This window comes from Variovorax sp. 160MFSha2.1, from assembly GCF_048305075.1.
Classification (GTDB): Bacteria; Pseudomonadota; Gammaproteobacteria; order Burkholderiales; family Burkholderiaceae_C; genus Variovorax; species Variovorax guangxiensis.
The window spans coordinates 6,048,316-6,068,157 of the sequence record NZ_CP157624.1; the positions used below are offsets into that span (position 1 = coordinate 6,048,316).

The following is a 19,842-nucleotide window of genomic DNA, read 5'->3' on the forward strand; positions in this document are numbered from 1 at the left end:
AACGGTCAGGCCGGCCGATCGATCAGCGCCAGCGCATCGGCGATGGACTTGCTGTCCTCCGGACGCACCAGCTTCGCGACTTCCTTGCCGTCGCGCATGAACACCAGCGTGGGCCACAGCCGCACGTTGAACGAGCGGCCCAGCGGGCGGCCGCTGCCGTCTTCCACCTTGATGCGGCGCACGTTCGGGAACTGGGCGAATGCTTCGGTGATGTTCGGCTGCGCGGCCTTGCAGATGCCGCACCAGTTGGTGCCGAACTCGACCACGGCGGGGCCGGTGAGCGCGTCGATCTCGCTGCGCTCGGGCTGCTCGGTTTTGTATTCGGAGGTCATGGATGTGCTTGCTTCCTTCCTGCCTGCCTTCGGCTCGGGGTTGGCTCGGGGGGTGCCCGGGCTTCCTCCCGCATTCCAACAGAAACTCAGGCCGCCTGCAGCCCGTAGCCCGAAAGCAGCGCGGGCAATTCGGCCATGTCGCTGAACACCCTCACCGCGCCCACGCTCAACAATGGCCCCGGGCCGCTGTGGCCCGACTCGCCCGTGCTGTAGCCGAACACCGTCGCGCCCGCCGCCACGCCGGCCATCGCGCCGGTGACGGTGTCTTCCACGATGGCGCAGCGCCTGGGGTCCACGCCCAGCGCCTTGGCCGCCGCGAGGTACACATCGGGATGCGGCTTGGAGCGCGGCATCTCGTGGCCGCTGAAGATGCGGCCCTGGAAAAAGTCGAGCAGGCCGACCTTGGCGAGCTGCAGTTCGACCTTGTGGCGGTCGGCGCCGGAGGCGCAGGCGATGCGGCCGTCGAGCATGGCGTGGATTTCGCGGATGGCTTCAGGTGCACGCGGAATGGCGACAAGATCGCGTTCCAGTGCCTCGTTGCGGCGGGCGCGGAAGTTCGCCAGCCATTCGTCGGTGATCCGGAAGCCGGTCTTCGATTCGATCAGCGCGGCTTCGTCCTTCACCGCCTTGCCAGTGAAGGTGTTCATCGCTTCCTCTGTGCTGAGCTGCCAGCCCAGTTCGCCGAGCATGCCGGCCAAGACGCGGTTGGTGATGGGTTCGGAGTCGACCAGAACGCCGTCGCAGTCGAAGAGGACTGCGGAGAAGGGAAAAGGGGACATTGTGTTTTTTAGGCCTTTGGGGTGCCGTTGATGGTAGCAATCGGCTTTTGGGGTTTGCTTTCCGGGGCCGGGTCTCGGCCCGGCGGCCGACCTACTTTTCTTTGCTTCGCCAAAGAAAAGTAGGCAAAAGAAAGGCGACCCTACTGTCTGCGTCCCTTCGCTTCGCTACGGGCAACCTGCGGTGCTCGACTCCGGAGGGGGTCCGCAGAACTCGCTCCACTGCGTTGCGCTCAGACAGCTGCGGCCCTTATCCCTCCTACGTCTGCGCTCCTCGGCGCAGCCAGAAGGGATCTCCACGCGCCATCGCTGCGCTCGGCTTCTGAACAGCCTTGGACTGGCCTTCGCTTCGCTCGGCCAGGGACTCAAGGTCAAAACCGATTCCGAAGGCGCCAGTAGCGCACGCAGACCCAACAGACTCACCGCCTCATTCCAAGCACGGCAGGCGCGAAGCGCCTGTCGTGCCTTGGGGGCCGAGCGAAGCAAAGGCCCATGCGTCTCCCCTCCCCTCTGGCTGCGCCGAGGAGCGCAGCGTTGCGCGGACAAGGGCTCGCAGCTGTCTGAGCGAAGCGAGTTCTGCGAGACCCCGCGAAACGCGAGCACCGCAGGTTGCCCCTTCGCAAAGCGAAGGGGTCGCAGACAGTGGGGTCGCCTTTTCTTTGCCTACTTTCTTTTGGCGAAGCAAAAGAAAGTAGGTCGCCCGCCGGGGCGAGTCCCGGCCCCGGGAAACAAACACCCAGCCAAAAACTCAACGAGCGTGCGTAACACCCCCGTCAACCACCAACGTAGACCCCATCACATAGTCCCCAGCCCGAGAGGCCAGGTAGATGGCAGCCCCAGCCATGTCTTCCGGCACCCCGATCCGCCCCGCAGGAATCCGCCCCTTGATCTCATCCCCATGATCCCGAGCCACCTTGTTCATATCCGAAGCAAAGGCCCCAGGCGCAATCGCACTGACCACGATGCGATCCTGCGCCAGCCGCAGCGCCATTCGCCGGGTAAGCTGAATCAGCCCCGCCTTGCTCGCCGCATAGGAGTACGTCTCCTGCGGATTGACCGAGATCCCGTCGATCGACGCAATGTTGATCACCTTCGCCAGATGGTCGGTGGCGGCTTTCTTGAGCATCGGCGTCAACGCCTTGGTCAGGAAGAACGGCGTCTTCAGGTTCAGGTCCACCACCTTGTCCCATCCGCTTTCCGGAAACTCCTCGTACGGCGCACCCCAGGCGGCACCGGCGTTGTTCACGAGGATGTCCAGCGAGCCTTCATGCTTCGCATAGGCATCGACCAGCGCCTGCGCCCCCTCGACCGTCGACACGTCGGCCGGCAAGGAAACGCAATGCCCGAAAGCCGACAGCTCCTTCGCCGTCTGGTCGCAGGCCGCGGCCTTGCGCGCCGAGATGTAGACGCGCGCGCCCTGCGCGAGGAAGCCCTCGGCGATCATGCGGCCGATGCCGCGCGAGCCGCCGGTGATGAGCGCGGTGCGGCCCTTCAGCGAGAAGAGTTGGGTGGTGTCCATGGTGCGGATGTCTCCTGAAAGAGTGATCGGATTCAGGAAACCGAGCTTATTGCGCGCCGCTCCGCGCGCGCGTCACCTCGGTGTCAGCAGCAGGCTGCGGCGGCTGCCGAAGCTGCGTTGCGCCCCCGTCACCGGGTCGACGAAGGAGAGCGAACGCGCGAGCAACTGCATGGGCCGGGCGAAGTCGTCGGCGCCCTCGGGCAGCAGCACGGGATAGATCGGATCGTTCACGATCGGCATGCCGAGCGCCAGGCAGTGCACGCGCAGCTGGTGCTTGCGGCCGGTAATGGGCGACAGCCGCAGCAGCGCAAGGCCGTCCTGCACGTTCAGCACTTCGATGCGGGTCTCGGAGTTGGGCTCGCCGCGTTCCTCGCGTACGCGCATGAAATGGTCGTCGTCCACAAGGCGGCTGCGGTAGACCTCCGGCACCGACGACACGCCCTCCCGCCACGGAACCACGGCCTCGTAGTGCTTGACGATGCGGCGCTCCGGAAACAGGGACTGGTAGACGCCTCGTGTCGCGGGCTTCACCGAGAACAGCACCAGCCCCGAGGTGCTTCGGTCGATGCGGTGCAGCGGCACGAGGTCGTCGAGCCCCAGCTTGCGCTTGAGGCGCACCAGCAGGCTTTCCTTCAGGTACTTGCCCTTGGGCGTCACAGGCACGAAGGGAGGCTTGTCGACGACCAGCAGCTGGTCGTCCTGGAAAACGACCTCCTCCTCGAAAGGAATGCTCACCTCGCCGTCGAGCGTGCGGTAGTAGTACACGCGCAGCGGCGACTGGTAGCGGCGCGCGGCGGTCACGGGCACGCCGTGCTCGTCGACGACGTCTCCCGCCTCGATGCGCTCCATCCAGGCCTGGGGCGTGATGACGGGAAAGCGCTCGATCAGGAACTCCGCGATGGTCGGCCAGGCGCCGTAAGGCAGGCCGATGCAGCTCGGGCCCACGCCGTCGCGCGTGGGCAGCGGCATCTGCGCAGGGCGGCGACGGGTCATGGCTGGAGGGCGTGCTGCTGCAGTATCGACAGGGCTTCGGCGAAGGTCGGGCGCGCTGCTGCGTCGGGGTGCAGGCAGCGGCCCTTCAGCGTTGCGGCCTCCGGCGCAGGCACGTCGGTGCAGCGGTCCAGAAGCTCTTCCAGCAGGCAGCCGAAGGCGCGCACCTCCAGCGCCTGGAACGCCTGCGTCTGCCTCGCATCGAGCGCGCCGGTGAGCCATGCGGCGCCGAAGTCGCCCAGGCGGCCGCCGCCTTGCGCATGCCACAGGATGTTGTGGGCGTAGAGGTCGCCGTGAAGAATCCCGCGCGCATGCAGATGCTGCATGGCCGAGGCGATGTCGCGTGCGATGCGCATCGCCTCGCCGGCGGTCCACTTCGCCTCTTCGGCGTAGACGTCGCGTGTGCACGACGCAAGGCTCGGCGGCCCGGCGAGCGTAGCGAACGCGGGATCGACCAGCGCCATCACGAGCCCCTCCGTGCCTTCGGGGTGTCCGTCGATGCGGCTCTGCGCGGCGATCAGCGTGGGGTGTGCGCCGGCCGCGATGCTGGCGGCCATCTCGCTGTGCGGCCAACCGTCGCTGGTGACCGCGCCCTTGAAGAGCTTGACTGCCACCGGCCGTGAGTCAGCACCCAGGGTTGCCCGATGGATCACGCCCGATGCGCCCTCGCCAAGCTTTTCGCCCAGCGTGAGTTCGCTCCAGTCGACATGCGGCACCGACTGCGCCACGATGGCCGCATCCTCGGCCCGGGTGTCGAACGGATTGCCGGCGCAGGCGAGCCACGACAGGCGCGGCAGCGATGGCAGCCACCCGGGCAGCGTCTCGAAGCGGTTGGCGGAGATGCGCAGCAGTTCGAGCTGCTCGAACCTCGCCATCGAATCAGGCAGCGTGCGCAGGCGGTTGCCTGCGAGCATCAGCTTCTGCATCCGCGTGCATGCGCCAAGCGAATCGGGAAGCTCTTCGATTTCGTTGTCGGTGAGGATCAGCCATCGCAGCGAAGGCGGCAGCGCATTGGCCGGTACGGTGCGGATGCGGTTGGCCTTGAAGCCGACGATGTCGAGGCCGTTACAGCGGCCGATGGATTCAGGCAGCGTGGTGAAGCGGTTGTCGGAGCAGAACAGCACACGCAGCCTGCGAAGGCGGTGCAGGTCGTCGGGCAGCGTTTCGAGCGCGTTGCCCGACAGGTTCAGCACCTCCAGCGAATCGGCAAGGTCGAAGACCTCGCGCGGAAGCTCGGTGAGTCCGCACGAGAGATCGATTCGTGTTGCGCCTGCCAGCCGGCCCGCGCGCAGCTGAGCCAGCGTGTCCATCGGCCGAGTCTAAGCCTTGGGGCCGAAGCGGTAGATACCGTCCTGGCCCAGTTCACGCTTCACCTGGCCCGAGAACCACAGCAGGTGCAGATGCGCCACGGTCTCGCCCATCGCGAAGGTCATCTGGTGCAGGTCGAGCTCGCGCCTGAACAGGATCGGTAGGCCCTCGGCGGCCGTGAGCGCGCGCGCCGTGCAGGCTTCGAGCAGCTCGGCCAGGCGGTCGCGATGGTGCTCCTGCAGCTGCTCGACGCGGCGATGGATGCCCCGGAACGGCTTGCCGTGCGAAGGCAGCCCCAGCGTGTCGGCAGGCAGCGACTTGAATTTCTCGATGCTGTCGAGAAAGAGTCGCAGCGAGTTCGCCTCGGGCTCGCCCGCGTGCACGCTCACGTTGGTGGAGATGCGCGGCAGCATCATGTCGCCGCCCAGCAGCAGCTTGAGCTCGTCGCAGTACAGCGAGATGTGCTCGGGCGCGTGGCCATAGCCGCTGATGCAGCGCCAGGCGTGGCCGCCGATGTCGACGATGTCGCCCTCGAGCATGCGCACGAAGCTGTCGGGCACCGAGGGCACCAAGTTCGCGTAGTAGTTGGTACGCGCCCGTATCTTGGCGACCGACTCGGGATCGGTCAGCCCGTGCGAGGCGAAGAAGCGCGCCGCCTGTTCGCCGCCCGCCAGGGTGTCGCCGGCGGTGCTGAGCACGCGGGCCACGTGGTAGTCGGTGGAACTGATCCACAGCGGCGCGTTCCAGCGCTTGCACAGCCAGTCGGCCAGGCCGATATGGTCGGGGTGCATGTGGGTGACGATGACGCGCAGGATCGGCATGCCCTGCAGCTGCGTCTCGAACACCTGCTCCCATTGCGCGCGCGCCTCGTCGCGGGCGATGCAGCAGTCGACCACCGTCCAGCCCTCGACGCCGTCGATGCTGTCGCGAAGCAGCCAGAGGTTGATGTGGTCGAGCGCGAAGGGCAGCCGCATGCGGATCCAGCGCACGCCGGGCGCCACTTCCAGGGTCTGGCCGGGCTCGGGGAGCGTGTCGCCGAGGGGGTAGTGGAGTTCGCGTTCGAGGAGGTTCATGTAAGATTGACGTTTACGTAAACGTCATGATTCAAGGGCACCATTGTAGGGATCGCGGCGAAAACCTGCTGTCGCGCCCGTAACGCCCCCCGAACAAGGCCCTTTTCCGCCACCGTCGTCATGCCCGCGCAGACCTTCACCATCAGCCAGCTCGCGAAGGAGTTCGACCTCACCACGCGGGCCATCCGCTTCTACGAGGACATGGGCCTGCTCTCGCCCGAGCGCGCCGGCCTGCAGCGCATCTACAGCTCGCGCGACCGGGCCCGGCTCACGCTCACCCTGCGCGCCAAGCGCCTGGGCCTGAGCCTCACGGAGGCCAAGGACATCCTCGACATGTACGACAGCCCGCGCGACACCGTCCCGCAGCTGGAAAGATTCCTCGGCGTGCTGGGTGCCCACCGGGCCCAGCTCGAAGCGCAGCTGGCCGAACTGCAGGCCAATCTCGCCGAAGTGAAGGAGCACGAGAAGAAGGGGCGGGCAACACTCGCCAAGGCGCAGAAAACCAAGGCACAGAAGGCCGGCAAGGCCCAGAAACCGGCCGAAGCCAAGGCCTGATACACCTCTCACCGACAATAGCCGACTATGTCCGAAAAATCCGACAACCTCGACGACCTCTTCGCCCACAACCGCGCCTGGTCCGCGCAGATGGAACGCGACCGGCCCGGCTTCTTCACCGGCCTGGTGAAGCAGCAGACGCCGCGCTACATGTGGATCGGCTGTTCCGACAGCCGCGTGCCCGCCAACCAGATCACCGGCCTGGAACCGGGTGAAGTGTTCGTGCACCGCAACGTGGCCAACATCGTGGTGCACTCGGACCTCAACGCGCTCTCGGCGATCCAGTTCGCGGTGGAGCACCTGAAGGTCGAGCACATCATGGTGGTCGGCCACTACGGCTGCGCTGGCGTGAAGGCCGCCTTGAGCGGCGCGCGCATCGGCCTGGCCGACAACTGGATCCGCCACATCCAGGACGTGCGCGACCGCCACCACGTGATGCTGGAGAGCCTGCCCGACGAGGAAGCCCGCGTCGATGCGCTGTGCGAACTCAACGTGGCCGAGCAGGTGGTCAACGTGGCCGTCAGCACCGTGATGGTCGATGCCTGGGCCCGCGGCCAGAAGGTCAAGATCCACGGCTGGACCTTCGGCGTGCACGACGGCCTGCTGCAGGACCTGGGCCTGAGCGTGGACGGCACCCAGCCGCTGGACGCCGCCTACAAGTCCACCGTGCAGCGCATCCGCCACAAGTGGAGCAAGCCGGGCGAGGTGGTGCGTTCGATCGGGGCCCAGGCCGCGAACAGCGGCTCCGAGCCAGCCTGATACCGGGCGGCTCGCAGCCTTTCATCCGCAGTCTCGCGCCGCCATGTTCCCGCAGCGCCTCGACTCGCCGCTGGCCTACGACATCGCGAAGGCGATGATGGACGGCTTCAACCGGCACTACCGGTTGTTCAGGGCCGAGTCGGCGCGCGCCAAGCACCGCTTCGAGACCGCCGACTGGCATGGCCAGCAGCGCGCGCAGCGCGAGCGCATCGAGTTCTACGACCTGCGCGTGAGCGAGGCCGTGGCCCGGCTCGAGAAAGAGTTCAAGGCAGGCGACCAGCCGATGGACGTGTGGCACCAGATCAAGCTGCACTACATCGGCCTGCTGGTGGACCATCACCAGCCCGAGCTGGCCGAGACCTTCTTCAACTCGGTGACCACGAAGATCCTGCATCGGGCGTACTTCCAGAACGACTTCATCTTCGTGCGCCCGGCCATCAGCACCGAGTACATCGAGCCGCGGGGCGCGCCCACCTACCGCCCCTACTACCCCAAGCCCGAGACGCTGGCCGACACCGTCGAGCAGATGCTCGACGACTTCGCGCTGATCGGCAGCTTCGCCAGCAAGCGGCGTGACGCGGAGCGCGTGGCGCACGTCATCCTGGGCCGCTTCAACCAGGTCAAGCTGCGCGCCAACTTCCAGCTGCAGGTGCTCTCGGGGCTGTTCTTCCGCAACAAGGGTGCGTACGTGGTCGGCAAGATCATGAACGGTTTCACCGAGCTGCCCTTCTCGGTGCCCATACTGCACGACAGCCACGGCCGGTTCTACATTGACGCGGCGCTCTTCGGCGAGGACGACCTGCAGATGCTCTTCAGCTTCGCGCGCGCCTACTTCATGGTCGACATGGAGGTGCCCTCCGCCTGGGTGCAGTTCCTGCGCTCGCTCATGCCGCGCAAGCCGCGCGCCGAGATCTACAACGCACTGGGCCTGGCCAAGCAGGGCAAGACGCTCTTCTATCGCGACTTTCTTTCGCACCTGAACTACTCGAGCGACCGCTTCCGCATCGCGCCCGGCATCAAGGGCATGGTGATGCTGGTGTTCGACCTGCCTTCGTTCCCGTTCGTGTTCAAGGTCATCAAGGACTTCTATCCGCCGCAGAAGGACACCACGCGCGAGCAGATCAAGGGCAAGTACATGCTCGTGAAGCAGCACGACCGCGTGGGCCGCATGGCCGACACGCTGGAGTACAGCGACGTGGGCTTTCCGCTCGACCGCTTCGAGCCCGAGCTGATCGAGGAGATCCGCAGGTTCGCGCCCAGCCAGCTGGAAATCGGCGACCGCGACGGCAACGGGGAGATGGAAGTCGTGGTGAAACACGTCTACATCGAGCGGCGCATGATCCCGCTGAACATCTACCTGCAGGAAGCCTTCGACACCCTGGCCGCCCCCGAGAGCCCGGCGCATGCGAAGCGCGCGAAGGACCAGCTCGAACATGCGGTCGTCGAATACGGCAACGCCATCAAGGACATGGTGGCCGCCAACATCTTCCCCGGCGACATGCTGTGGAAGAACTTCGGCGTCACGCGCGGCGGCAAGGTCGTGTTCTACGACTACGACGAGATCGAGTACGTCACCGACTGCCAGTTCCGCAAGGTACCCACGCCGCGCAACGAGGAAGACGAGATGAGCGGCGAGGTCTGGTATTCGGTGGGCCCGAAGGACGTGTTCCCCGAAACCTTCGAACCCTTCCTGCTGGGCAACAAGGACGTGCGCGCGGCCTTCATGGCGCACCACGCCGACCTGCTCGACGCCGCCTTCTGGCAACACCACAAGGAACGCATCCAGGCCGGGCAGATGCTGGACGTGTTCCCCTACGAAGAGTCGCAGCGCTTCAGGCACGAGGGGCACGCGACGCACTTCTGACCCCTCGTTTCTTTTCCGATTCCGCTTTCACATTTCCGAAGGAGACCTCCATGTCCGAATCCATCGTCATCGTCGGCGCCGCCCGCACCCCCATGGGCGGCTTCCAGGGCGATTTCGCCTCCCTTTCCGCGCACGACCTCGGCGGCGTCGCCATCAAGGCCGCCGTCGAGCGCGCGGGCATCGCGCCCGACAGCGTGGGCGAGGTGCTGTTCGGCAACTGCCTGATGGCCGGCCAGGGCCAGGCCCCGGCGCGCCAGGCGGCCTACAAGGGCGGCCTGCCCGACAGCGCGGGCGCCGTCACGCTCAGCAAGATGTGCGGCTCGGCCATGAAGGCAGCGATGCTCGCGCACGACCTGCTGCTGGCGGGCACGCACGAGGTGATGGTGGCCGGCGGCATGGAAAGCATGACCAACGCGCCCTACCTCATGCTCAAGGGCCGCGGCGGCTACCGCATGGGCCACGACCGCATCTTCGACCACATGATGCTCGACGGCCTCGAAGACGCCTACCAGCCCGGCCGCAGCATGGGCACCTTCGGCGAGGACTGCGCCGCCAAGTACAAGTTCACGCGCGAGCAGCAGGACGCCTTCGCCATCGCCAGCGTCGAGCGCGCCAAGAAGGCCACCGACACCGGCCTCTTCAAGGACGAGATCGCGCCCGTCACCGTGAAGGGCCGCGGCGGCGAGACCGTGATCTCGGTCGACGAGGGCCCGGGCAAGGTCAAGCTCGACAAGATCCCCACGCTCAAGCCCGCGTTCAAGAAGGACGGCGGCACCATCACCGCCGCATCGAGCTCCTCGATCAACGACGGTGCGGCCGCGCTGGTGATGATGACCGAGTCGCACGCGAAGAAGATCGGCGCGAAGCCCATCGCCCGCGTCGTCGGCCACGCCACGCATGCGCAGCAGCCCGAGTGGTTCTCCACCGCGCCGGTCGGCGCCGTGCAGAAGCTCTTCGCCAAGACCGGTTGGAAGGCGCGCGATGTCGACCTCTGGGAAGTGAACGAAGCCTTCGCCGTGGTGCCGATGGCGCTGATGCACGAACTCGACGTTTCGCACGACATCGTCAACGTGCACGGCGGCGCCTGCGCGCTGGGCCACCCGATCGGCGCCAGCGGCGCGCGCATCATGGTCACGCTGATCCACGCGCTGAAGGCGCGCGGCAAGACGCGCGGCGTGGCGACGCTGTGCATCGGCGGCGGCGAAGGCACGGCCGTGGCACTCGAATTGCTATAAGAGCAGGGCCGGCAGCGTCCGATCAGGGCGCTCCCGGCTTTTTTCATACAGACAGACATACAAATGCGTAGAGCAGGAGATTTCATGCGCCCTTCCATCCACCGTACCGCCCTCGCCGCCTTGCTGGCCGCCGCCTTCGTCGCGCCCGCCGCCACCTGGGCCCAGAAGCGCGACAACGTGCTGTTCCAGGCCGCCACCGACGAGCAGCCTGCGGTGATCAAGACGCTGGAGAAGCTCGTCAACATCGAGACCGGCACCGGTGATGCCGAAGGCATCGCCGCCGCGGGCAACTACCTCGAAGCCGAGCTCAAGAACCTGGGCTTCACCGTCACGCGCAGCAAGTCGGCCGGCCTCGTGGTGGGCGACAACATCGTCGGCAAGATCAAGGGCCGCGGCGGCAAGAACCTGCTGCTGATGTCGCACATGGACACCGTCTACCTGAAGGGCATCCTCGCGAAAGCGCCCTTCCGCGTCGAGGGCGACAAGGCCTACGGCCCCGGCATCGCCGACGACAAGGGCGGCAACGCGGTCATCCTGCACACGCTCAAGCTGCTGAAGGACTACGGCGTGCGCGACTACGGCACCATCACCGTGCTGTTCAACACCGACGAGGAAAAAGGCTCCTTCGGCTCGCGCGACCTGATCCAGGAAGAAGCCAAGCTGGCCGACTACGTGCTCTCCTTCGAGCCCACCAGCGCCGGTGACGAGAAGCTCTCGCTCGGCACCTCGGGCATCGCCTACGTGCAGGTCAACATCACCGGCAAGGCCTCGCACGCGGGTGCCGCGCCGGAGCTGGGCGTGAACGCGCTGGTCGAGGCGTCCGACCTGGTGCTGCGCACGATGAACATCGACGACAAGTCGAAGAACCTGCGCTTCAACTGGACCATCGCCAAGGCCGGCAACGTCTCGAACATCATCCCCGCCAGCGCCACGCTGAACGCCGACGTGCGCTACGCGCGCAACGAAGACTTCGACGCCGCCATGAAGACGCTGGAGGAGCGCGCGCAGCAGAAGAAGCTGCCCGAGGCCGACGTCAAGGTGATCGTCACGCGCGGCCGTCCGGCCTTCAACGCGGGCGAAGGCGGCAAGAAGCTGGTCGACAAGGCGGTGGCCTACTACAAGGAAGCCGGTGGCACGCTGGGCGTTGAAGAGCGCACCGGCGGCGGCACCGACGCCGCCTATGCGGCGCTCTCGGGCAAGCCCGTGATCGAAAGCCTGGGCCTGCCGGGCTTCGGCTACCACAGCGACAAGGCCGAGTACGTGGACATCAGCGCCATCCCGCGCCGGCTGTACATGGCCGCCCGCCTCATCATGGACCTGGGCGCAAGCAAGTAAGGCACGAAAAGAAAACACAGGAGACAACGCCATGCTGCTCAGCGCCGACCAGGAAGCCATCCGCGACGCGGTGCGCGACTTCTCGCAAGCCGAACTCTGGCCCAACGCCGCGAAGTGGGACCGAGAGCACAGTTTTCCCAAGGAAGCGCACCAGGGCCTTGCCGCGCTGGGCGCCTACGGCATCTGCGTGCCCGAGGAGCATGGCGGCGCGGGCCTCGACTACCTCACGCTCGCGCTGGTGCTGGAGGAAATCGCCGCCGGCGACGGCGGCACCAGCACCGCCATCAGCGTGACCAACTGCCCGGTCAACGCCATCCTCATGCGCTACGGCAACGCGCAGCAGAAGAAGCATTGGCTCGAGCCGCTGGCGCAGGGCCGGATGCTCGGCGCCTTCTGCCTCACCGAGCCGCAGGCCGGCAGCGATGCGTCGAGCCTGCGCACCACCGCGCGCAAGGACGGCGACGGCTACGTGATCGATGGCGTGAAGCAGTTCATCACCAGCGGCAAGAACGGGCAGGTCGCCATCGTCATCGCGGTGACCGACAAGGGCGCTGGCAAGCGCGGAATGAGCGCGTTCATCGTGCCCACCGACACGCCCGGCTACAACGTCGCGCGGCTGGAAGACAAGCTCGGCCAGCACAGCAGCGACACCGCGCAGATCAACTTCGACGGCTGCCGCATTCCGCGCGAGAACCTGATCGGCGCGGAGGGCGAGGGCTACAAGATCGCTCTCGGAGCGCTGGAAGGCGGGCGCATCGGCATCGCCGCGCAGAGCGTGGGCATGGCGCGCAGCGCCTTCGACGCCGCGCTGGCCTACGCCAAGGAGCGCCAGGCCTTTGGCGGCTCCATCTTCGACCAGCAGGCCGTGGGCTTCCGCCTCGCCGAATGCGCGACGCAGATCGAGGCCGCGCGCCAGTTGATCTGGCACGCGGCCAGCCTGCGCGACGCCGGCCTGCCCTGCCTGAAAGAGGCCGCCATGGCCAAGCTGTTCGCCAGCGAGATGGCCGAGCGCGTGTGCAGCGCAGCCATCCAGACGCTGGGCGGCTACGGCTACGTGAACGACTTTCCGCTGGAGCGCATCTACCGCGACGTGCGCGTGTGCCAGATCTACGAAGGCACTTCGGACATCCAGAAGCTGCTGATCACTCGCGCGCTGGCATGAGCACCAAGGCCCTGCGCGCCACCTTTGGCCCGCTGTGGCACTGGTGCGCCCTGCCCATGGCCGTCAGCGAGCCGGCCGCCCGCCCGGAGTCGGCGACCATCGAGCACCTGAACGATGCCACGCTGGGCAGCGTGCGCAAGCAGGCGCATCGCCGGCTCGCGCACGGGGCCCACAACGCCGCCCACAACGACTTCCGCCAGCAGGCCGACCGGCAGTTCAGGGCCTGGATCGCCGCGCGCGTAGCACACGCCCGGGCGGACGCAGCCGCGGGTTCGGCCGGCGCGCCGCAGCCCGGCGGCTGAACTGCGCCGGGCCTGCGGCGGCAGCGCCGGTCAGGACTCCGCCGTGAAGCCGATCTTCTTGACCAGCGGGCCCCAGCGCTCGCTCTGGGCGCGTTGCGACCGCGCCATCTCCTGCGGCGACGACGGCGTCGGCACCAGGCCCAGCAGGTTCAGCGAATCGATCACCGACTTGTCCTGCAGCGCAAGGCGCATGGCCTGGTTCGCGGCGTCGACGATCGGGGCCGGTGTCTGCGCGGGCGCGTAGAAGCCGAACCACTCCTCGCTGCTCAGCATAGGGAAGCCCTGCTCGGCGAAGGTCGCCACCTCGGGCGTGAACACGGTGCGTTGCGGGCCGGAGGTGCCGAGCAGGCGGACCTTGCCGGCCTTGTAGTGCGGCAGCAGATCGCCGGTGGTGGTGATCATGATCGGGATCTGGCCCGCGACCACGTCGGCAATGCCGGGCACGGCGCCGCGGTAGGGCACCTGCACCAGAGGCAGGCCGCTTTCCAGCCCCAGCAGCGCGCCCAGGAAGTGCGAGGTCGAGCCCGCCGCTGGCGAGCCGTAGCCCGTGTGCTGCGGGTTGGCTTTCACCCAGGCCACGTAGTCGGGCAAAGTCTTGACCGAGGCCGGCACCATCGGGCCGACGGCCATGGCCTGCGTGGTCGTGGCGGTGATGCCCACGGGCGTGAAGTCGGCCACCGGGTCGTAAGGCAGCTTCTTGTAGACGTAGGGAAAGATCACCATGCACGAGTAGGGCGTGCACAGCAGCGTCTGGCCGTCGGGCAGGGCGCTCTTCACGGCGGCACAGGCGATCTGCCCGCCCGCGCCGGAGCGGTTGTCCACGATCGCGGTTTCCGCGAAGCTGCCGCCGAACTTCTCGGCCACCCGCCGCGCCACCATGTCGGTGGTGCCGCCGGGCGCGAAGCCCACCACGATCTTGGTGGACCGCAGCTTCTGCGCCCACGCCGGGAAGGGCGTGAGCGACGCAGCCGCCGCAGTGGCGGCGCTCGCGGAAACGAAATGGCGACGAGTGAACATGGGACCTCCAGCTTCAGGGTTGAGGAAAAGGGGACGTGAACGAACGCCGGCCCGGTGCTAGGTCGCGCAATAGCCGCCGTCCACCGGCAAGGTCACGCCCGTGATGCACGCCGCCTCGGCCGAAGCCAGAAAGTGCACGGCATGGGCGACGTCGTTGGGGTGCACGGTGCGGTTCAGCGGAACGCGCGCCAGGAAAGCGGCCATGGCCTGCGGGTCGTTGCGCGTGACGGCGGTCATCTCGGTGTCGGTGCTGCCCGGCGCCACGGCGTTGGCGCGCACGCCATCACCGCCCAGTTCCAGGGCCAGGGCCTGCGTCAGCTGCTTCACGCCGCCTTTCGATGCTGTGTAGGCCGCCGAATTGCGGACCGCGACGAAGGCGTGGATGGAGGCCACGTTGACGATGCAGCCGCGCGTGCGGCGCAGCTGCGGCGCGAAGGCGTGGGCCGCGTGGAAGCAGCCGTCCAGGTTCACGCTGAGCGTGCGGCGCCACTGCTGCAGCGCGTCGGCGTGGTCGAGGTCGCCGCGCAGCAGCACGCCGGCATTGCTCACGAGCACGTCGCAGGGGCCGATCTCGCGCTCCACGCGTTCGGCCAGCGCCTGCATGGCCGCGGCGTCCGACACGTCGACCGCCATCGCGTGCACCTGGGCGCCTCCGGCGCGAAGGCCTTCGGCCGCCCGATGCACGCGGACTTCGTCGATGTCCGCCATCGCGACCTGTGCACCGTCGCGCGCAAAACGCCGGGCGATGGCCAGGCCGATGCCCTGCGCGGCGCCGGTGACCACCACCGTCCGGTTGCCGAGTGCACGCATCACGCCGTCGTCCCGCCGATCACCCACGCAGGAACGCCAGCGAGCGCACGCGCGCCTGCTCGGCCGCTGCAGCATCGAAGTGCGCACCACCCGGCCGCGCGAAGGCGTGGTCGCAGCCGGCATACACATGGGCGGGCATGCGGGCCTGCAGCGCTGCGCGGTCCAGCACGGTCTGGCGCGCCTCGGGCGGCAGGAAGGCGTCCAGCTCGGCGATGTGCAGCAGGCAGGGCGCCATCGTCACTGGTTCGGCGGGCAGCAGGCCCTCCAGCCCGACGCCGTAGTAACTCACCGCGGCACTCACGGGCGTGTGCATCGCCATCATCACGGCCAGGCGCCCACCCAGGCAGTAGCCCAGCGCGCCGACCTTGTCGCCACGGCCTTCGGCCACGAACCAGGCGCGCGCGGCGTCCAGGTCCTTCACCGCACGCTCGGGGTCCATGCCATGCATCAGCGCCACGCCCTGCTGGAACTGCTCGGGCTGCGTCGGGTCCAGGTCGACGCCGGCCTGCTGACGCGCAAAGAGGTCGGGGCACAGCACCTCGAAGCCTTCGCGGGCCCAGGCCTGCGCGGCTTCCTTCATGGCGGCGTTGATGCCGAAGATTTCCTGGATCAGCACCAGCGGCTGGCCCGTGCCCGTGGCGCTGGGCACATGCAGGGCGGGCAGCGCGAAGCCGTCGTCGGTCTTGAGCGTGAGGGTGTTCATGTCGTTACTTTGGATGGAGGGAAATCGGGCGCCTGGACGGCGCCTCGGGTGCTTTGGAGTTCGATGGAGATCAACCCCGGGTTGTGGATGGAGCGCACGTACTCGATGAGCGAGCCGTCGGCCGCGTAGAGCCAGGCCTGCACCTGCAGCCCCGGCGAGCCGGCGGGCAGGCCCAAGGTCTGCGCCATTGCGTCACTGAGCGCGCACGCACCGATGCGGTGGCGGATGCTGTGCACCACCAGCCCATAGACCTGCTCGACCAGCGCATAGACCGAGTCCACCTCCTGGTCGAGAAAGGGCGCGATGCCGGCGTACTTGTTGTCGACGTAGACCGCGGTGCAGGTCGACAGCGTGCTTACGCCCTGCATGTGGCGCACGCCTTCGATGGCCAGCCACCAGCCGGTGGCGCTGGTCACGCCGGCCAGGCCCTCGTCAGGCTCGCCTTTCAACGTGCGCAGGCGGTCCACGCGCATCGCGGTCTGGCCGGCCAGTCGCAGCGTCTGCTCCAGGCCGTCCATCTGCTGGACATAGGGCTGGCCCATGCCGGCGGCGATCACTTTGGTTCCTACCTTTCTAACGCGCTGCACCACGCCGCCCTTTTCCAGAATGTCGAGCGCCTGGCGCAGCGTCACTCGGCTCACGCCGAGCAGCTTGGACAGGTCGAGCTCCTTGGGAAGAACGGCGCCGACCGGCCAGTCGCCGGCCTTGATCCGCTCCAGCAGTGCAGCACTCACCTGGCGGTAGAGCGGCTCGCTGCCGGATCTGTTAAATGTTGTATTTGTCATTAGGTAGTAACTTGAATTTTAGGTTGGAATTTGAATGCGTGCAACTGAAATCGATGCGCGCGGCTCCAGTCTTCCACGGCTAGGTGGCGCGCGGCCGGGGCTTGGCGGCCTGTCATCGATTTCAACGACAGACAGTCGCGGCCGGGCGGCGCACGATCGGCGGCTTCCATCCGTCACCGGGACCGCCACCATGACCGTTTCCTCATTCGCCGGGCCGTCTTGGCCTTCGTCCCTCGCCGCAGCGGCGCTGGCCCTCCTCGCCTTGGGGGCCCAGGCGCAGCCTTCCAAGCCCGCGCTCGAGGTCCTCGACCTCAGCGCCAGCGAGGCCGTGCGCGAGCTCTGCGGCGGCCGTCTGACGAGCGAGCAGCTTGTCTCCGCGTATCTCGCCCAGGCCAAGGCCAGGCCTGCGCTCAATGCTTTCATCACGCTCGACGAAGCCGGCGCCCTGAAGGCCGCGCGCGCGGCCGATGCGGCGCGCCGGCCCGGCAAGGCCTGCAAGCCGCTGGACGGCCTGCCTGTGGCGATCAAGGACAACATCCAGGTGCGCGATCTGCCTGCCACCGCCGGCACGCCGGCGCTGAAAGGCTTCGTGCCCGCGGCCGATGCGCCGGTGGTCGCCAAGCTGCGCGCCGCTGGCGCCGTCGTGCTCGGCAAGACGAACATGCACGAGCTGGCCTTCGGCGTCACCGGCTACAACCCCGCGTTCCAGACCGGCCCCGAGGTGGGTGTGCGCAATGCCTACGATCCGAGCCGCATCGCGGGCGGCTCGTCGTCGGGCAATGGCGCGGCGCTGGGCGCGCGCATGGCGCCGGCCGCACTGGGTACCGACACGGGCGGATCGGTGCGCATTCCGTGCGCGTTCAACGGCTGCGCGTCGCTGCGCCCTACGGTGGGGCGCTATCCGCGGCAGGGCATTGCGCCGATCTCGCACACGCGCGACACCGCGGGGCCGATGGCGCAGTCGATGGCCGACGTGGCGCTGCTCGACGGCGTCATTGCCGGGGGCGCTCCGCTCAAGCCCACCGATCTGAAGCGGGTGCGGCTCGGCGTGGTGCCCGCCTTCCAGGCGGGCCTCGACGCCGACACGCGCGCCGCCACCGACGCCGCGTTCGCGAAACTGCGCGCGGCCGGCGCCACGCTGGTGGACGTGGACATGCCCGGGCTGATGGAGCTCAACGGCGCTGTCGGCTTCCCGCTCGCGCTCTACGAGGCGCACGACGACATGGCGGCCTACCTCTCGAAGTACCGCACGGGCATCGACCTCGCGCAGCTCACGGCCGGCATTGCGAGCCCCGACGTCAAGGGCACCTTCGAGACCTTCGTCGTTCCGCGCAAGCTGCCCGCCGCCAACGGCGTGGTCGACGCGAGGCCGGCCTACGAGCACGCGATGCGCGTCGCTCGCCCCGCGCTGCGCAAGCTCTACCGCGACACCTTCGCGAAGCACAGGCTCGATGCGCTGGTGTTCCCGACGGTGCCTACCGTGGCGCTGGCCGCGGCGCCTGAAGCCAGCAGCCCCGAGAACTTCGGCGCGCTGATCCGGAACACCGACCCCGGCAGCAACGCCGGCATTCCCGGCATCCAGCTGCCTTCGGGCATCGGCGCGACGACGGGCCTGCCCGTGGGCCTGGAGCTCGACGGCCCCGCCGGCAGCGACCGCAGGCTGCTGGCCGTGGGCCTCGCGGTGGAGAAGGTGCTGGGACGGCTGCCCGCGCCGAAGTGACTGGCTGCGGGTGTCAGCGCAAGGCCGCCAGCGCCGAGCGGCGCTCGATGCCCAGCTTGTCGAAGATGCGGCGCAGGTAGGTGCGCACGGTGGGCACGCTCACCGCCATGCGCCGCGCGATCTCCTTGTCGGTGAGCCCTTCGCGCACGCAGCGGGCCACCTCCTGCTCGCGCGCACTCAGCAGCGCATCGGAGGAGGCTGGTGCATGCGATGAAGGAATGGCTGTTGCAGCGGCACGCTGTGCCCGCTGCAAGGCACCGATGAACGCCGGCTCGATCAGGTCCAGCAGCGCCTTCTCGTGATCGCCGAAATCGCCGCGCCCCTTGCGGCGCCAGATGCGCAGGTCGCCCAGTGCCCGGTCGCCCTCGAAGGCATGCAGGTTCATGCCCCAGTGCAGGCCGTCGCGCGCGAGGAAGTCGTTGAAGAAGGGCGTGCGCATCAGCTCGCGCTGCGGCATCACCTCGGTCACACGCGTGGCACGGCGGCGCGACTGCAGCACGAAGGTGATCGGGTCGTGGTGCTGGTGCCACTGCGCGTAGGTGTCGAGGTTCGCCGGGTCCATGTGGATCGCCACGCGCGAGCCGAAGCTGTTGCCCGCCGCGTTCCAAACGAAGGAGGCGAACTGGTCGGCGTGCAGCAGGTCGAGCAGCGCCTGGCCGAGGTGCTCGCGGATCTCCCGCTCGCCACGGTCGTCCTCGGCCAGCAGCGCGAAGACGCCGCGCAGGGCCTGCTGTTCGGGGGCTGTGAGGTACATCGCGGGCTTTCTCGACGGGCTAGGGCAACGCTATCGTTTAGCAAGCGCCGCGCCAAGGGTGGATGCCCGGGGACCGGGCCGGCCGGTGCGCAGGCGCTGCAGGAGCCCATCCGCCGCAAGCGGCCTTCACCGGCTCCGGGCTTGCCCTGTCGGAGGCTGGGCCGCGGGGTGTTCCAATAGCAGTCTTCATGAGTTCCACCGATCCCACCCCCGGGCCTTGCCCCTGCGGCCGAACCGACCGCCGCGACAAGCCCGTCGCCCATGCCCTGTGCTGCGGCCGATATCTCGACGATTTCGACGGCACGCCCGCGCCCGATGCCGAATCGCTGATGCGCTCGCGCTATTCGGCCTTCGTGCTGGAGCGCGGCGAGTACCTGCTCGCCACCTGGCATCCCTCGAAGCGCCCGGCCTCCATCGAGTTCGAGCCGGGCGTCAAATGGCTCGGGCTGGACGTCCGCGCCCGGTCGGTGCTCGATGCGGACCACGCCGAGGTCGAGTTCGTCGCGCGCCAGCGCGGCCCCTCCGGCGCCGCCACGCGCCTGCACGAGCGCAGCCGCTTCGTGCGCGAGGACGGGCGCTGGTACTACCTCGACGGCGACCTGCGGTAACAACCCGCGGGTTGACGCGCCGGGCCGGGGCTCGCACAATCGGCCCCGCTCCGGGGTGCACGCATGTGGCGTGCTGAGATGGCAAAGCTGCCGACCCGCGAACTTGATCCGGGTCATACCGGCGTAAGAAGAGCTGCACTCCCTGACTTCGGTCCGTCCACCTTCCCGTGACGGGCTTCTGCCGAAGACCACCGAGCGATTGCGGAGCACCCTTTCCTCAACAAGGAGTGCCTCC

20 protein-coding genes and 1 riboswitch are annotated in these 19,842 nt (G+C 68.0%); of the genes, 9 read left to right on the plus strand and 11 right to left on the minus strand.

Annotated features, from left to right (window positions below; all coding sequences use genetic code 11):
* Positions 1-5: 5 nt before the first annotated feature.
* From ABL838_RS27875 to ABL838_RS27900, 6 genes are all read right to left on the minus strand, one after another.
* On the minus strand, positions 6-332 hold the full coding sequence (locus ABL838_RS27875) for a thioredoxin family protein (RefSeq protein WP_126023757.1): 327 nt from the start codon (positions 330-332) through the stop codon (positions 6-8).
* A gap of 86 nt (positions 333-418) precedes the next feature.
* A complete protein-coding gene (locus tag ABL838_RS27880; protein WP_184640913.1) occupies positions 419-1,111 on the minus strand; it encodes an HAD family hydrolase in 693 nt (230 codons plus the stop codon).
* Between the two features lie 745 nt (positions 1,112-1,856).
* Positions 1,857-2,627 carry an SDR family oxidoreductase gene (locus ABL838_RS27885; protein ID WP_126023760.1) on the minus strand — a complete coding sequence of 257 codons (771 nt, stop codon included), beginning with the start codon at positions 2,625-2,627 and terminating at the stop codon, positions 1,857-1,859.
* A gap of 72 nt (positions 2,628-2,699) precedes the next feature.
* Complete coding sequence (locus ABL838_RS27890) at positions 2,700-3,620, minus strand: pseudouridine synthase (protein ID WP_184640914.1); 921 nt, start codon at positions 3,618-3,620, stop codon at positions 2,700-2,702.
* On the minus strand, positions 3,617-4,927 hold the full coding sequence (locus ABL838_RS27895) for a leucine-rich repeat-containing protein kinase family protein (protein WP_418122910.1): 1,311 nt from the start codon (positions 4,925-4,927) through the stop codon (positions 3,617-3,619). The genes ABL838_RS27890 and ABL838_RS27895 overlap by 4 nt, the downstream gene beginning before the upstream one ends.
* A 9-nt stretch (positions 4,928-4,936) precedes the next feature.
* Entirely contained in the window at positions 4,937-5,998 is a 1,062-nt protein-coding gene (locus tag ABL838_RS27900) for an MBL fold metallo-hydrolase (RefSeq protein WP_418122912.1), read from the minus strand.
* Between the two features lie 120 nt (positions 5,999-6,118).
* Between ABL838_RS27900 and ABL838_RS27905 the strand changes: the two genes are divergently transcribed.
* The 7 genes from ABL838_RS27905 to ABL838_RS27935 all read left to right on the plus strand — a co-directional run bounded on the left by ABL838_RS27905 (position 6,119) and on the right by ABL838_RS27935 (position 13,210).
* Positions 6,119-6,553 carry a MerR family transcriptional regulator gene (locus ABL838_RS27905; RefSeq protein ID WP_126023764.1) on the plus strand — a complete coding sequence of 145 codons (435 nt, stop codon included), beginning with the start codon at positions 6,119-6,121 and terminating at the stop codon, positions 6,551-6,553.
* A gap of 27 nt (positions 6,554-6,580) precedes the next feature.
* The gene (can, locus tag ABL838_RS27910) at positions 6,581-7,312 is read left to right on the plus strand and encodes a carbonate dehydratase (RefSeq protein WP_418122914.1); all 732 of its coding nucleotides are present in this window, start codon (positions 6,581-6,583) and stop codon (positions 7,310-7,312) included.
* A 43-nt stretch (positions 7,313-7,355) separates the two neighbouring features.
* Positions 7,356-9,176 (plus strand): bifunctional isocitrate dehydrogenase kinase/phosphatase, encoded by a 1,821-nt coding sequence (gene aceK / locus ABL838_RS27915; protein WP_418122916.1) that lies wholly within the window; start codon positions 7,356-7,358, stop codon positions 9,174-9,176.
* Positions 9,177-9,226: 50 nt separating this feature from the next.
* A complete protein-coding gene (locus tag ABL838_RS27920) occupies positions 9,227-10,411 on the plus strand; it encodes an acetyl-CoA C-acyltransferase (RefSeq protein ID WP_126023767.1) in 1,185 nt (394 codons plus the stop codon).
* Positions 10,412-10,495: 84 nt separating this feature from the next.
* On the plus strand, positions 10,496-11,746 hold the full coding sequence (locus tag ABL838_RS27925; protein WP_418122918.1) for a glutamate carboxypeptidase: 1,251 nt from the start codon (positions 10,496-10,498) through the stop codon (positions 11,744-11,746).
* 31 nt (positions 11,747-11,777) lie between these two features.
* A complete protein-coding gene (locus tag ABL838_RS27930) occupies positions 11,778-12,908 on the plus strand; it encodes an acyl-CoA dehydrogenase family protein (protein WP_418122920.1) in 1,131 nt (376 codons plus the stop codon).
* Positions 12,905-13,210 (plus strand): hypothetical protein, encoded by a 306-nt coding sequence (locus ABL838_RS27935; RefSeq protein WP_418122922.1) that lies wholly within the window; start codon positions 12,905-12,907, stop codon positions 13,208-13,210. Before ABL838_RS27930 ends, ABL838_RS27935 begins: the two co-directional genes overlap by 4 nt.
* Positions 13,211-13,240: 30 nt before the next feature.
* Here the strand turns inward: ABL838_RS27935 and ABL838_RS27940 are convergent, their stop codons facing one another.
* From ABL838_RS27940 to ABL838_RS27955, 4 genes are read right to left on the minus strand one after another with little or no spacing between them, the layout of a single operon-like run.
* Positions 13,241-14,227: a Bug family tripartite tricarboxylate transporter substrate binding protein gene (locus ABL838_RS27940; protein WP_418122924.1), complete on the minus strand. Its 987-nt coding sequence runs from the start codon at positions 14,225-14,227 to the stop codon at positions 13,241-13,243.
* A gap of 57 nt (positions 14,228-14,284) precedes the next feature.
* On the minus strand, positions 14,285-15,037 hold the full coding sequence (locus ABL838_RS27945; RefSeq protein WP_418122926.1) for an SDR family NAD(P)-dependent oxidoreductase: 753 nt from the start codon (positions 15,035-15,037) through the stop codon (positions 14,285-14,287).
* Positions 15,038-15,056: 19 nt separating this feature from the next.
* Complete coding sequence (locus ABL838_RS27950; protein ID WP_418122928.1) at positions 15,057-15,740, minus strand: dienelactone hydrolase family protein; 684 nt, start codon at positions 15,738-15,740, stop codon at positions 15,057-15,059.
* A complete protein-coding gene (locus tag ABL838_RS27955; RefSeq protein WP_418122930.1) occupies positions 15,737-16,525 on the minus strand; it encodes a GntR family transcriptional regulator in 789 nt (262 codons plus the stop codon). Before ABL838_RS27955 ends, ABL838_RS27950 begins: the two co-directional genes overlap by 4 nt.
* Positions 16,526-16,715: 190 nt before the next feature.
* Here ABL838_RS27955 and iaaH point away from each other — a divergent pair, with 190 nt between their 5' ends.
* Positions 16,716-18,245 carry an indoleacetamide hydrolase gene (gene iaaH / locus ABL838_RS27960; RefSeq protein ID WP_418122932.1) on the plus strand — a complete coding sequence of 510 codons (1,530 nt, stop codon included), beginning with the start codon at positions 16,716-16,718 and terminating at the stop codon, positions 18,243-18,245.
* A gap of 13 nt (positions 18,246-18,258) precedes the next feature.
* Here iaaH and ABL838_RS27965 read toward each other — a convergent pair whose 3' ends face one another.
* Positions 18,259-18,999, minus strand: a complete 741-nt coding sequence (locus tag ABL838_RS27965; RefSeq protein ID WP_418122934.1) for a response regulator transcription factor — start codon at positions 18,997-18,999, stop codon at positions 18,259-18,261.
* Positions 19,000-19,187: 188 nt separating this feature from the next.
* Between ABL838_RS27965 and ABL838_RS27970 the strand changes: the two genes are divergently transcribed.
* Entirely contained in the window at positions 19,188-19,607 is a 420-nt protein-coding gene (locus ABL838_RS27970; protein WP_126023773.1) for a YchJ family protein, read from the plus strand.
* A 41-nt stretch (positions 19,608-19,648) separates the two neighbouring features.
* Positions 19,649-19,754: riboswitch (TPP riboswitch) on the plus strand.
* Positions 19,755-19,842: the final 88 nt, after the last annotated feature.